The following is a 13,185-nucleotide window of genomic DNA, read 5'->3' as shown; positions in this document are numbered from 1 at the left end:
GTCCATGGCAGGATGAGCGACGTGCGCCTAGTCGTGGCAGTGCTCCTCCTCGTGGCCCTCACCGCGTGCTCGTCCGCCGAGCCCGCCGTCTCGGAACCGGCGGCCCCACCGACGACGGAGGCGACCACCCCCGAGTCCACTCCCGAGCCCGAGCGTGGCGAGTTGCGGTTCGAGGAGATCGCCAGGCTGGAGCAGCCGGTGGCGTTCGCCGTGCGCAAGGACGACGACCGCCTCTACGTCGCCGAGCAGACCGGCAGACTGCGCACCTCCGACGGCAAGACAGTCATCGACCTGTCCGACGAGGTGAGCGGCGGCAACGAGCAGGGGCTGCTCGGCGTCGCCTTCCACCCCACGGGCCGCTGGGTCTACCTCGACTGGACCGACGTCCAGGGCCACACCCACATCACCGAGTGGGCCTACGACGGCACCAGGGCCACCGGCCGGCGCGATGTGCTCAAGCAGGACCAGCCCTTCCCCAACCACAACGGCGGCCAGCTCGCCTTCGGCCCCGACGGCTTCCTCTACATCGCGCTGGGCGACGGCGGCAGCGGCGGCGACCCGCAGGGCAACGGCCAGGACCTGGGCACGCTGCTGGGCAAGATCCTGCGCATCGACCCGCGCGGCGAGCCGTACAAGATCCCCGACGACAACCCGTTCGTCGGCAAGAAGGGCGCGCGGGGCGAGATCTGGGCCTACGGGCTGCGCAACCCCTGGCGGTTCAGCTTCGACCGGGAGACCGGCGACCTGTGGATCGGTGATGTCGGGCAGAACGCCTGGGAGGAGGTCGACTACCAGCGCGCCGACTCCAAGGGCGGCGAGAACTACGGCTGGAACCTGCGCGAGGGCGACCAGCCGTTCGACGGCGGCAGGGGCGACGACCTGGTGGATCCGGTGATCGTCTATCCGCTGAACGAGGGCGGCAACTGCTCGGTCATCGCCGGATACGTCTACCGCGGCACGAAGATCCCCTGGCTGCGGGGCCGGTTCCTGTACGGCGACTTCTGCGCCGGATGGATCAAGGCCGCGCCCGTCGGCGAGCTGGACGGCGCGGCCGAGGTGGGCAAGGTGGAACGGCTCTCGTCGTTCGGCGAAGGGCCCGACGGCGAGCTCTACGCGCTCAGCCTGAGTGGTCGCCTCTATCGGATCGACCCCGCCTGACCTGCTCGATCAGCTCTTCCACCTGCCCGTTCAGCTTGGTCCCCCTGGACCAGCCCGCGTAGTGGGTGAGGAACACGACCACCTCCCTCAGCTCGGCCTCGCTCATGTCGCCCGCGCGCAGGGCCGCGTCGAGCTGGACCTCCGTCATGTCGTGCAACCCCTGGCCGACGAGCAGCCCGAGAAGGAGCAGACGGCGCTCCCGTACCGACAGGACCGTTCGCGACCACACGTCGGCGAACTGACGCTCGGCCGTCATGCCGAAGGAGTCGACGGTCTCCATTGCGGGTTCAGTCATTGTGCGCTCCGGGTGTCGGAAGGGGATCCTCATATCTTTCGCTACTTCCTGAGTTGAACCAATGGGGGTTGCATGAACGTTGTACCGGCCGCGCGACCACGGAGCGGCGCAGCCCCTGCACGGGCGGTTTTTTGATCTGTAACAATTAGAGCCAATGCATGGCCAAGATTTGGTCAAGATTTTCCACGGCGCATTGGATCCATTCCGCCTGAAAGCGGGCACAACAACTCCGTTGGTCCGTAAAGCGGAGGTAAGCCCTGGTGAAAAAGGCACGGGCTTTGATCGCGCTCATGGTCGCGGTCCTGACGCTGTCCGCCTGCGGGCAGCCTGAGTTCACCTACGTACGAGACAAGGCCGGCACGACCTACTTCAAGGTCCCCGCCACGTTCACGCAGCTCGACGCCAAGCCCATCGAGCTCTACCTGTCCGGCGACCACCCCGGCTCGCAGGCGGCGGCGCTGCGGGCGCAACGGGTCTGGTCGACGGCCTTCGACCAGTCCGCGGAACCGTCGGTCAACCACCTGCTGGGCTCGGCGGACCCGTTCGTCTACGCCACCGTGCACCAGCTCACCAAAGAGCAACGGGATTCGATCTCCCTCAACAGGTTGCGCGACTTCGTCCTGCCGGTGACGGAGCAGATGCGCCAGATCTACCTGCAGCAGGCGACGGCGCAAGGCCAGCCGCCGATGTTCGGCCGCTTCGAGGCCGTCAAGGACGAGGTGCTGACCCTGGGCGACGGCGCAAGAGGCGTCCGGGTCCGCTTCAACTACCAGATCGGCAACGACATTCAGACGTTCGACCACACGGCGATCCTCGACGAGAAGGGCGCCACGGTCTCCGTCATGCTCATCGGCTGCCAGTCGCTCTGCTTCAGGAAGCGCGCCGCCGAGTTCGACAAGATCGCGAGTTCTTTCAAGCTGCTCCGGCTGCCTGGATAAGGGAGCTTCATGACCACGACCACTCACCATGAGGGGCTGCGCGCCCCCGGCAGCGGGCCTTCCGACCCAGAATCCGTGACCAGGAAGAAGATGCAGTTCTGGGACCGGAGCAAGTTCCTCATCGCCCTCGTGCTGGCCTACCTCATCCTCACGTGGAAGGTGATGGCCGACTTCCAGGGCATCGCCACGTTTCCCGAGGCGGCGCAGAAGATCGCGATCGACTACCAGTGGATCTTCTGGCTGATCGGCCTGGAGCTCACCCGTCAGGCGCACTTCTTCGTCAGCGAGCACTGGTCGGCCTACCACCGCTTCTGGAGCGTCAAGGTCTTCGGCGGGTTCGAACGCTGGACGCACCGCCGCTTCGACGACTGGACGCGCTACCGCCTCTCCAGGGCACTCAAGATCGCCTTCTTCGTCACGCTGATCGCCCTCGTGCTGGGCGCGGTCCTGGACGTCAGCCCGTTCATCGCGCTGATGCAGGCCCCGGCGCTGATCTGGCAGGCGCTGCCGTTCCTGCTCCAGATCGTCTTCCTGTTCTTCGTGGTCATCATCCAGTTCGTCGGCCTGTTCTGGTTCCTGTCCAGGGGCGGCGTCGAGACGTACTTCCCCGACGACATCAAGACCCGCTTCCACGACGTCTGGGGGCAGGACCACGTGGTCGAGCGGGTCCAGGAGAACATCGTCTTCCTGGAGCGGCCCGGCGAGATCGAGCAGCGCGGCGGGTACGTCCCAAGCGGCCTGCTGCTGTGGGGCCCGCCAGGCACCGGCAAGACCCTGATGGCCGAGGCCGTGGCCGGTGAGACCGGCAAGCCGTACGTGTTCGTGGATCCGGGCGCGTTCACGAACATGTTCATGGGCGTCGGCATCCTGAAGGTGAAGGGGCTGTTCAGGAAACTACGCAAACTCGCACTCCGGTACGGCGGCGTGATCGTCTTCTTCGACGAGGCCGACTCCCTCGGCAAGCGCGGCCGCCTGGCTCAGCAGGGCCCGCCCGGTCAGGGCGGCTTTTCGGGCATGTCCGGGCACGCGGGCTGCCACGGCATGAACTACCTGTCCGAGGAGACCCGCGACCTGCTGGCCTTCCGCGCCGGACGCCGGGCCGAGGAGGAGCCCGGCCGGCGTAACCGCTTCTTCATGGGCGGGGGCATGAACGGCAGCGGCGACCCCGGCACGCTGCAGGCGCTGCTCACCGAGCTGTCCGGGCTCAAGAAGCCGCGCGGGTTCTTCAACCGGCTCGTACGGCGGCTGTTCGGCATGCGCCCCAAGCCGCCGCCCAAATACCGCATTCTCGTCATGATGGCCACCAACCGGCCCGACGCGCTGGACGAGGCGCTGCTGCGGCCGGGCCGGATCGACCGCATCTACAAGGTCGGCTATCCGTCCAAGGCCGGGCGGGTGCGGACGTACCAGGGCTACTTCGACAAGGTGTGGCACGAGCTGACCCCGCAGCAGATCGACAAGCTCGCCACGATCACCCCGTACGCCACCGGCGCCACGATCAAGGACCTGGTCAACGAGTCGCTCATCACCGCCATCAGGGACGGGCGCGAGATCATCACCTGGTCGGACGTGCTGCGGGCCAAGCGGCTCAAGCAGCTCGGCCCGCCCGAGGACGTCGAGTACATCGAGCGCGAGCGGCACGCCGTGGCCGTGCACGAGGCGTGCCACGCCGTGGTGGCCTACGTGACCCGCTTCCACCTCGAGATCGACATCGCCACGATCGAGAAGGGCGCCGACTACCTGGGCATGGTCGCCTCGATCAAGCCCGAGGACCAGTTCACCCGGTGGAAGTCCGAGCACGAGGCCGACATCATGGTCTCCCTGGCCTCGCTGGCCGGCGAGCGGATGTTCTTCGGCGAGGACAACTCCTCGGGCGTCTCTGGCGACCTGTACTCGGCCACGTACCTGACCGCGATGATGGAGTCGTACTGGGGAATGGGCTCCGGCGTCACCTCGCTGCCCGCGCTCCAGGAGCTGGAGATCATGGGCGGCAAGGCCGTGCGCAAGCGCGGCGTCGGCGGCGCCATCGGCATCACCGACAGAGAGCCGGTCAGGAGCCAGCCCGACCTGACCCCCGACGTGCTGGGGGAGCGGATCGAGTTCAACCTGGTGCGGCTGCTGGAGAAGACCGAGGAGCTGCTGCAGGAGCACCGCAGGGAGGTGCTCTGCCTGGCGCACGCGCTGGAGACGCACAAGACGCTCAACGGCGACGACGTGGTGGCGATCATCCGCGGGGAGCCGGGGCCGCTCATCGACGGCACGATCTACACCTCCGACGAGCTGTACCAGGACCTGGAGGAGTATCACCGGGACGCGGCCAGGGCGCACAAGGAGCACAGCCGGATCGAGCGCGACCTGCCCGGGCCGGTGGAGGAGCCGGTCGAGCTGGCGCCGGTCGCCTTCAACGGGCCCGGCGCCACGGCGGTCCAGGTCACGGCGCCCCCGCCGCCGGCGCTGCAGCCTCCCGCGGTGATCCAGGCGCCACCGGTCATGGGAGTGCCCGTCCAGCCCGGACAGCCCGAGTTCGTGCCATGGGCGCCCGGCCCCGTGACCCCGGTGCCCGTCGTGACGGGCGCGCCCCCTGCGGCGACCGCGGCGGCCGTCGCCCCGGCGCCCGCGCGGCGCCGGTTCGCGGGCCGGGTCTGGCTGGTCATCGCCAGCCTGCTCGGGCTCGTGGTGCTGTCCATCATCGCGGCGCTCGCGGTGACCGGAACAACGGGTGGCGGCGGCGCCGCCGGTTCGGCGGCCGCGCCCACGGTGGCCTCGCCGGGGCTGCTGCTCCTGCTGTTCGTGGTGGTGGTCGCGGTGATCGTGGGCGGCGGGCTCGCGTTCGTCGCCGTCAAGGGGGTACGCGCCTCGCAGGCCAAGGCCGAACGCGAACGCGACCAGGCCCACGCCAGGGCCCAGCTCCTGGCCGCGGCGATGGACCCCGACACGGCCATGCGCCTGCTCGGCTACGACGGCAACGGCACGGACGGCCACAACCGGTCGTGACGGGATGGACCGGTGGCCCGGGGCGTGTCAGTCGGCGACGCCCCGGAGCCGATCCTTCTCGTGCTCCTCGTGCGCCCGGCGCAGCAGCGACATCAGCTTCTCCTCCTCGCGGATGCGCCTGCGGTATTTCTCCGGCAGCTTCTTGAGCTGCTGCTCCTCGGCGCACAACTTCCCGAACAGCTCCTCGCGCAGCTCCGGGTCGTGCTCGACCTCCAGATATTCCTGGGCGTGCCGCCGCGCCGCCGAGACCGTGTTCTGCGCGCGGCCCTTCGGGCTGACCAGCGAGGCCAGGATCGTGATCAGCAGCACGCCGAGGATCACCGACAGGGACAGCCCGGTGCTGATCTCGACGACCGGCACCGGCTCGCCGTCGTTGATGAACGGCACGTTGTTCTCGTGCAGGGCGTGCAGGATCAGCTTGACCCCGATGAAGCCCAGGATGACCGCCAGGCCGTACGACAGGAAGATCAGCCGGTCGAGCAGGCCGTCGATGAGGAAGTAGAGCTGCCGCAGCCCCAGCAGGGAGAACGCGGTGGCGGTGAAGACGATGTAGACGTTCTGCGTGAGGCCGAAGATGGCCGGGATCGAGTCCAGCGCGAACAGGATGTCGGTCCCGCCGATGGCGACCATGACGAGCAGCATCGGGGTCATGACCCGCTTGCCGTCCTGGACCGTGAACAGCTTGTCGCCGTCGTAGGTGTCGGTAGTGCGCACCAGCCTGCGGGCCACGCGGACCATGAGATTGTCGGAGGAGTGGCCCTCCTCGCCCTCCGGCTTGAGCAGGTTGCCCGCCGTGATCAGCAGGATGAGGCCGAACAGGTAGAACACCCACGCGAACATGTTGATCAGCGCCGCGCCCAGCAGGATGAACCCGGTGCGCGCGATGAGCGAGAAGACGATGCCGAACAGCAGCACCTTCTGCTGGTCGGCGCGCGGCACCTTGAAGCTGGAGATGATGACGAGGAAGACGAACAGGTTGTCGACCGACAGCGCCTTCTCCGTCACGTAGCCCGCGAAATACTCGGTTCCGGCGTCGGAGCCGCCGAAGAGCCAGATGCCGGCGCCGAACAGCAGGGCGATGCCGACGTACAGGGCCGACCACGTCGCCGCCTCGCGCAGCGTGGGCACGTGCGCCTTGCGCACGTGGAAGATGAAGTCGAACAGCAGCAGCCCGACGATCCCGAGGATCGTCAGCCACCACAGGGCGGCGGATACTTCCAAGCCAGGCTCCAGGTGGGACGGGTGAGAACAGTGTGTTACCCGATCAGACGATCCCCAAGCCAGACACATACCTCCAGGCGGGCGATCGGCTCGGCCAGCTCCGCCTCCTCGTACGCGAAATGCGAGGACAGCACGTCGGCCAGCCGGTCCGCCCGGATCCTGACGAGGTCGATCCTGGCCGGGTTCCTGAGCATCTCCAGGCACGCCTCGTCGAGCCGGGTGAGCAACTCGGCGATGACCTCGTGCTCCTGCTCCAGCTTCTTGATCACCGGGGCGAGCGCCGGGTCGCGCTCCAGGAGGGCCGGGAACATGGTCTCGTTCCTGACCGTGTGGTGCACGGTCAGCAGGCGGCAGAAGGTGGCGCAGAACGTACCGAGGGTCCAGTGGTTCTGCCGCACGGTGAGCCGGTCGATCGCCGGCAGCTCGCTCGCCACCTGCTCCACCGCGTCCTGGACCTGCCGCATCTCGCGCCGGTAGCCGTCGTGCACCTCGACCAGGTGCCGTCCGAGCCGCCGCTGCTCCGGGGTGAGCGCCGCCGGGTCTCGCTTGGGCGAGCTCGGCCGGCCCTCCTCGTCGAGGTCGGCGAGTGTGACCGGGCGCTCGGCGGGCGCGGGTGCGGGGCCGCCGTGCTCCCTGGCCACCGCCTCGCGTACGGCGGGCGCGACCTCCTGGGCGAACGTCCGCAGGTCGCGCTCCGCCTCCGGCCCGGGGGCCAGCACGAAGCCGGTCATCCCCACGTCCAGGACCAGCTCGGTGAGCTGCTCGGCCCACAGCGCCGGGGGACCGTCGAGGAAACCCGGGCCTGGCAGCGGTGAGAACGTACCGCCGATGTTGTAGACCTTGCGGATCTCCGCCGCATCCCGGCCCGCGTCCGCCGCGGCCGCGTCGAGGATCCCGGCCTGCGCGGCCACCGCGCCGGGCGGGCTGCAGAAGGACGAGGCCAGCCAGCCGTCGCCCATCCGGCCGGTCAGCTCCAGCATCCGGCGCTTGATCGCGCCGATCCAGATGCCGATCGGATGCGCGGGGAACGGCCCCGGCCGGGCGCCGCCGAGCCGGTAGTGCGCGCCCTCGAACACCACGGGCTCGCCCGGCGTCCACAGCGCCCGGATGATCGTGATGGCCTCGGCCAGCGCCTCGATCGACCGCGGCGGCGAGAGCCGGCGCCCGCCCATCGCGGCGACCGCGTCCCAGAACGCGCCCGCGCCCAGGCCCAGCTCCACCCGGCCGCCGCTGAGCAGGTCGAGCGAGGCGGCCGCCCCGGCCAGCACGGCGGGCGGCCGCAGCGGCAGGTTGAGCACGTCGGGCACCAGCCGGATCCGCTCGGTACGCGCGGCGACGGCCGACAGCAGCGTCCAGGTGTCCAGGAAGCCCGCCTGGTAGGGATGGTCCTGGACGCCCACCAGGTCGAGACCGAGCCGGTCGGCCAGCGTGACGTGGCGCAGCAGGCGCTCACGCCCCGCGGCCTCAGGTGACAGGAACGCGCCGAACCAGAGATCGTGCATGTGAATCCCCCTGATCCGATGGTCGCACGCCGTGACGAACCGGTGACGGCTGGGCCGCGTCTTACGGTTGTGCTGAGACTCACCGCCATGATCCCCGCCCTGCTGTTCGCCGTCGGCTGCTCGCCCAACGTGGAGTGCACGCTGATCGGCAGTCCCGTAGGCGTGGGTGTGCAGACCGGGAAGCCCGAAGCCGAGTCCGCCGTCGTGGAGGTGTGCTGGGACGGCTCGTGCAAGCGGGCGGACGCCGAACTGCACGTGTCCAGGCGGCCGGGAGAGCAGACGTGCTCGGGGGACACCTGCTCGGTGACGGCGGCCCCGACCGGCGAGAAGAACGGCTTCGCCAACGTCACGGGGCTGCCGAAGCGGCCCGTCGAGATCCGGCTGACGCTGCGTGACGCGCGACAGGCCCCGGTCCTGGAGCGGACGATCAAGGCCACGCCGAAGGGGACCTTTCCCAACGGTCCGGGGTGTGGCGAACAGGGACCCCAGGTTCAGCTCACCGTCGCGGCCGACGGTACGGTGCGCGAAAGGTGACCCCATTCGTCGCCTCGATTAACACGGCGTTCACATTCGGGCAAAAACCGGGAAACGGGCATCCGTAAGACTCGGCGTGGCTGAGAGAAACCTGGAAAGGACCGCTGTGAGCTACAAGGCTGAGTACATCTGGATCGACGGCACCGAGCCCACGGCTCTGCTGCGCTCGAAGACGAAGATCCTGGTCGACGGCGCCGAGCCGCCGGTCTGGGGCTTTGACGGCTCGAGCACCAACCAGGCCGAGGGCCACTCGTCGGACCGCGTGCTCCGCCCGGTGTTCGTCTGCCCGGACCCGATCCGTGGTGGCGACAACAAGCTGGTCCTGTGCGAGGTCGAGGAGATCGACGGCGAGCCGCACGTCAGCAACACCCGCGCCCTGCTGCGCCCGATCGCCGAGCAGTACGCCGACCAGGAGTCCTGGTTCGGCATCGAGCAGGAGTACACCTTCTTCAAGGGCAGCCGCCCGCTCGGCTTCCCCGAGGGTGGCTTCCCCGCCCCGCAGGGCCACTACTACTGCGGTGTCGGCGCCGAGGCCGTTTTCGGCCGTGAGATCGTCGAGCTTCACCTCGACCGCTGTCTCGCCGCCGGCCTGGCGATCTCCGGCATCAACGCCGAGGTCATGCCCGGTCAGTGGGAGTTCCAGGTCGGCCCGGCGAGCCCGCTCGACGTCTCCGACCACATGTGGGTCGCCCGCTACCTGCTCTACCGGACCGCCGAGGAGTTCGGTGTCGAGGCCACCCTCGACGCCAAGCCCGCCCGCGGCGACTGGAACGGCGCCGGCGCCCACACCAACTTCTCCACCCGCGCCATGCGCGAGGGCTACGACGCCATCATCACCGCGTGCGAGTCGCTCGGCGAGGGCGACAAGCCGATGGAGCACGTCTCCCAGTACGGCGCCGACATCGAGCTGCGCCTGACCGGCCACCACGAGACCGCCCCGTGGAACAAGTACAGCTACGGCGTTTCCAACCGCGGTGCCTCCGTGCGCATCCCGTGGCAGGTCGAGGTGGAGAAGAAGGGCTACATCGAGGACCGCCGCCCCAACGCCAACGTCGACCCGTACGTGGTCACCCGCCTGCTGGTGAACACCTGCTGCGCCGCCCTGGAGAAGGCCGGCCAGGTCTGATCGTGATGAGAACCGGGGCCCGCGGGCCCCGGTTTTTTCACGCCGTTCTCACGCCCTTCTCACGCCAAGCGGAAGTCCAGATCAGGGGTGATTTCCGCCACGTCCATCTGCGCCTTCTGCAGCCGGCCCGAGTGGTCCCAGTTCATCGCCTGCCAGCGGGTGAACTGGTCGAGCACCCACACGCCGGACTGACGGCTGCCGTTGCCGGACTTGCCGTTGCCGCCGAAGGGCAGATGGGCCTCGGCGCCCGAGGTGGAGTTGTTGACGCTGACCATGCCGGCCGAGATGCCCTCGCGGAAGCGGAAGGCGTTCTTGGGGTCGGTGGTGTAGATGGAGCTCGACAGGCCGTAGCCGGGCCGGTTGGCCAGGTCGATGGCCTCGTCGAGGGTCTGGAACGTGGTCACGCCCACGATCGGGCCGAACGTCTCCTCCATGAACAGCCGGTCGCCGGGCCGGACGCCGTCGACGATGGCCGGGTGGTAGTAGAGCCCTTCGGCGCCGTCGAAGCCGCCGTGCGGGCTGTCCTTGGTGATGCGCCCGACATTTCCGGATACGACCTTGTGGTGGGGCTCGATCCAGGTCAGGTACTCCTCGTAGCGGTCGGCGAACTTCTGGTCGAGCAGCGGCCCCGCCAGCACGTCCTGCTCCGGGTCGCCGATCCTGGCCTCCCGCGCCGCCCGCGCGAACCGCTCGACGAACTCCCCGTGGACGCTCTCGTGCACGATCACCGTGCCCAGGCTGGTGCAGCGCTGACCGGCGGTGCCGAAGCCGGAGAACAGCGCGCCCTCCACGGCCAGGTCGAGGTCGGCGTCCGGCATGATCACCATCGGGTTCTTGCCGCCCAGCTCCAGGCAGGCCGACTGCAGGTGCCGCCCCGTCAGCTCGCCGATCTTCCTGCCGACCTCGCTGGAGCCGGTGAAGCCGACCTTGTGCACGGTGCCCTCGCCGAGGGCCGTCTCCAGGCCGGCGAACGTCTCGGCGCCGTCGGCGAAGACGACGTTGAGCACGCCGTCGGGCAGCCCGGACGCCTCGAACAGGCGGAACATGGCGTGCGCGGACGCGGCGGCGTACTCGGCGGGCTTCCAGACCACGGCGTTGCCGCACAGCAGGGCCGGCACCAGATACCACGACGGGACGGCGACCGGGAAGTTGCCCGCCGTCACGACCGCCGCGACGCCGATCGGGTTGCGGAACGTGAACAGGTTCTTGTCCGGCATCTCCGAGGGGACCGTCTGCCCGTAGAGCCTGCGGCCCTCGCCCAGGAAGAAGTCGCACGTGTCGACGATCTCGCGCACCTCGCCGAGCGCCTCGGCGTACGGCTTGCCGATCTCCTCGGTCACCAGCCGGGCCAGCCGCTCGGCGTTGGCCTCGACCAGCCGGCCGATGGAGGCGATCACCCGGCCGCGCACCGGGGCGGGCACCTTGGCCCACTCGCGCTGCGCCTCTTTGGCGGTGCGGCAGGCGGCGGCGAACGTGTCCGCCCCGGCCAGCCCGACCCGCGCCACGACCTCGCCCGTGCGGGCGGGGTTGGTCGATTCGTACGTGGCCACCGTCTCGGCGTCCTTGCCACCCACGACGGAAACGATTTGTCGGCTCACCGGTGCCCTCCTCATAGGTTCTGCGGCCATACGATCATCCCACCGGAAGTTCAGCCGCTCTCCGTGGCCAGCCTACGCAGCTCCGGCCCGTAGACGGGGTCGGCGAGCGCGGCGGCGAACTGGGCCCTGAGATAGTCGAGTGGCGAGCCCGTGTCCCACCAGGTGCCGTCGATGACCTGGCCGTACACCGGGTTGCCGGCGGTGGCGTGGCGGTGCAGCGCCTCGGTGAGGTAGATCTCGCCCTCGGGGCGCTCATGCCACCTGCGTGTCGCGGCCTCCAGCTCCTCGACGACGCCGGGGGTGACGACGTAGCCGCCGATGGCCGCGTACCGCGAAGGAGCCTGTTCCGGCGACGGCTTCTCCACCAGGCCCGAGATGCGCAGCCGGCCGTCGCCCAGGTCCTCCTCGACGACCGGGACGCCGTAGCGGGCGGCGTCCTCGACGGCCATCGGCATGAGGGCCAGCACGGGGGCGCGGGTGGCCTCGTACGCGGCCTTGAGCTGCTTGGCGCGCGGCACCTCGGCCACGAACACGTCGTCGGCCCACAGCACCATGAACGGCTCGTCGCCGATGACGCGGGCGGCGTTGAGCACGGGCGTGCCGTTGCCGTAGGGGCCGTTCTGGTACAGGTACGTGATGTGCGCCAGCGACGACAGCTCCGCCACGGCGCCGGCCAGGTCGTCCTTGCCCGCGGCGCGCAACTGCAGCTCAAGGTCGGCGTCGGGCGCGAAGTGCCGCTGCACGAGCTCCTTGCGGGCCGAGGTGACGATGGTGATCTCGTCGATGCCGGAGTCGACGAGCTCGCGGATGGTGTGCTCGATGACGGGTTTGTCGCCGATCGGCAGCATCTCCTTCGGCAGCGCCTTCGTCAGCGGCAGCAGACGGGTGCCCAGTCCGGCCACCGGGATCACGGCTTTGCGGATCATACGGCTCTCCTTCACGACAGGTCGGTGATCACTTCGTGTATCACGTGCCGGGCGTTGGCCGCGATCACCGGGTTCGTGCCGAGGTAGTAGGGGAGCATGATGAGCGCCATGGACAGCGCCCGGCCGCGGCCGCGTTCCCACGTCGCGTCGTCGGCGCCGAGCGCGTCGCGGAAGACGTCACGGGCGGTCGCCGGGAGCAGGTTCCAGGCCACGATCAGGTCGCAGGCCGGATCGCCCACGCCCGCCGTCGCGAAGTCGACCACCCCGGTGAGCCGGCCGTCCTCGACCAGCAGGTTGCCGGGCATCAGGTCGGCGTGCACCCACACGGGCCGGTCCGCGGCGGGCGCCCGCAGGGCCGACTCCCAAGCGGCGGTGGCGGCCGCCGTGTCGATCAGCCCGCCGAGCTTGCCGATCGCCTCGCGGGTGGCCGTGTCCTGCGTCTCCAGCGGCCCGCCCCGGTACGCCGCCGGCCCGTCCGGCAGCTCCACCCGGCGGAACGCGGCGACGAACTCCGCCAGATCCTTCGCCAGCGGCCCGGCGTCGCCGAGGCGGCCCTCGACCGGGTTGTCGCCGTCGAGCCACCGGCACACCGACCACGGCCACGGGTAACCCTCGCCCGGGACACCCCGGCCGAGCACCTCCGGGATGGGGACGGGCAGCAGCGGGGCCAGCCGGGCCGGCCATTCACGCTCCTTCTCCACGTCCCCGACGCCCCACTCGACGCGCGGCAGCCGGACCGACATGTGGCCGCCGAGCCGGTAGACCGCGTTCACCGTGCCGGAGGACGGAAATTCCTCGACCGGGAGGCGCGCCCATTGCGGGAATTGCGCGGCCAGCAGCCGGCGTACGAGATTTTCGTCGATGTCCGCTTCATCGGCGTGCAATTTCCGCAT

At 69.6% G+C, this 13,185-nt stretch carries 11 protein-coding genes; 5 read left to right on the top strand and 6 right to left on the bottom strand.

The annotated features are described in order from the left end of the window. Positions 1–21 precede the first annotated feature (21 nt). Entirely contained in the window at positions 22–1,158 is a 1,137-nt protein-coding gene (locus C4V41_RS08215; RefSeq protein WP_235029975.1) for a PQQ-dependent sugar dehydrogenase, read from the top strand. Here C4V41_RS08215 and C4V41_RS08210 read toward each other — a convergent pair. Then, on the bottom strand, positions 1,118–1,453 hold the full coding sequence (locus C4V41_RS08210) for a carboxymuconolactone decarboxylase family protein (RefSeq protein WP_146103588.1): 336 nt from the start codon (positions 1,451–1,453) through the stop codon (positions 1,118–1,120). The genes C4V41_RS08215 and C4V41_RS08210 overlap by 41 nt on opposite strands. A gap of 260 nt (positions 1,454–1,713) precedes the next feature. Between C4V41_RS08210 and C4V41_RS08205 the strand changes: the two genes are divergently transcribed. Beyond that, the gene (locus C4V41_RS08205; protein ID WP_146103587.1) at positions 1,714–2,391 is read left to right on the top strand and encodes an LptM family lipoprotein; all 678 of its coding nucleotides are present in this window, start codon (positions 1,714–1,716) and stop codon (positions 2,389–2,391) included. Positions 2,392–2,400: 9 nt separating this feature from the next. Then, a complete protein-coding gene (locus C4V41_RS08200; RefSeq protein ID WP_103955146.1) occupies positions 2,401–5,385 on the top strand; it encodes an AAA family ATPase in 2,985 nt (994 codons plus the stop codon). Between the two features lie 27 nt (positions 5,386–5,412). Here the strand turns inward: C4V41_RS08200 and C4V41_RS08195 are convergent, their stop codons facing one another. Beyond that, on the bottom strand, positions 5,413–6,606 hold the full coding sequence (locus C4V41_RS08195) for a TerC family protein (RefSeq protein WP_103955145.1): 1,194 nt from the start codon (positions 6,604–6,606) through the stop codon (positions 5,413–5,415). A 35-nt stretch (positions 6,607–6,641) separates the two neighbouring features. Then, positions 6,642–8,108 carry an LLM class flavin-dependent oxidoreductase gene (locus C4V41_RS08190; RefSeq protein ID WP_103955144.1) on the bottom strand — a complete coding sequence of 489 codons (1,467 nt, stop codon included), beginning with the start codon at positions 8,106–8,108 and terminating at the stop codon, positions 6,642–6,644. Between the two features lie 87 nt (positions 8,109–8,195). Here C4V41_RS08190 and C4V41_RS08185 point away from each other — a divergent pair, with 87 nt between their 5' ends. Then, positions 8,196–8,642, top strand: a complete 447-nt coding sequence (locus C4V41_RS08185) for a hypothetical protein (RefSeq protein WP_200823832.1) — start codon at positions 8,196–8,198, stop codon at positions 8,640–8,642. A 106-nt stretch (positions 8,643–8,748) separates the two neighbouring features. Next, positions 8,749–9,768 carry a glutamine synthetase gene (gene glnII, locus C4V41_RS08180; protein WP_103955143.1) on the top strand — a complete coding sequence of 340 codons (1,020 nt, stop codon included), beginning with the start codon at positions 8,749–8,751 and terminating at the stop codon, positions 9,766–9,768. A 59-nt stretch (positions 9,769–9,827) separates the two neighbouring features. Here the strand turns inward: glnII and C4V41_RS08175 are convergent, their stop codons facing one another. From C4V41_RS08175 to C4V41_RS08165, 3 genes are read right to left on the bottom strand one after another with little or no spacing between them, the layout of a single operon-like run. Further along, positions 9,828–11,366: an aldehyde dehydrogenase family protein gene (locus C4V41_RS08175; protein ID WP_103955142.1), complete on the bottom strand. Its 1,539-nt coding sequence runs from the start codon at positions 11,364–11,366 to the stop codon at positions 9,828–9,830. 50 nt (positions 11,367–11,416) lie between these two features. Further along, positions 11,417–12,292, bottom strand: coding sequence for a UTP--glucose-1-phosphate uridylyltransferase (locus tag C4V41_RS08170; RefSeq protein ID WP_103955141.1), 876 nt, complete (start codon positions 12,290–12,292; stop codon positions 11,417–11,419). A gap of 11 nt (positions 12,293–12,303) precedes the next feature. Continuing rightward, a complete protein-coding gene (locus C4V41_RS08165; RefSeq protein WP_103955140.1) occupies positions 12,304–13,185 on the bottom strand; it encodes an aminoglycoside phosphotransferase family protein in 882 nt (293 codons plus the stop codon).

The sequence above is a fragment of the Nonomuraea solani genome, from assembly GCF_900108335.1.
GTDB lineage: Bacteria > Actinomycetota > Actinomycetes > Streptosporangiales > Streptosporangiaceae > Nonomuraea > Nonomuraea solani.
Note: the sequence above shows the minus strand (reverse complement) of the source record. Positions and strands in the feature narration are given on the sequence as shown.

What these genes read in the sequence shown, in the direction of transcription:
- C4V41_RS08190 (WP_103955144.1), bottom strand. Translation starts at nt 8,108, where the DNA reads ATGCACGATCTCTGGTTCGGCGCGTTCCTGTCACCTGAGGCCGCGGGG.
- C4V41_RS08200 (WP_103955146.1), top strand. Translation starts at nt 2,401, where the DNA reads ATGACCACGACCACTCACCATGAGGGGCTGCGCGCCCCCGGCAGCGGG.
- C4V41_RS08165 (WP_103955140.1), bottom strand. Translation starts at nt 13,185, where the DNA reads ATGCGGAAATTGCACGCCGATGAAGCGGACATCGACGAAAATCTCGTA.
- C4V41_RS08185 (WP_200823832.1), top strand. Translation starts at nt 8,196, where the DNA reads ATGATCCCCGCCCTGCTGTTCGCCGTCGGCTGCTCGCCCAACGTGGAG.
- C4V41_RS08170 (WP_103955141.1), bottom strand. Translation starts at nt 12,292, where the DNA reads ATGATCCGCAAAGCCGTGATCCCGGTGGCCGGACTGGGCACCCGTCTG.
- C4V41_RS08210 (WP_146103588.1), bottom strand. Translation starts at nt 1,453, where the DNA reads ATGACTGAACCCGCAATGGAGACCGTCGACTCCTTCGGCATGACGGCC.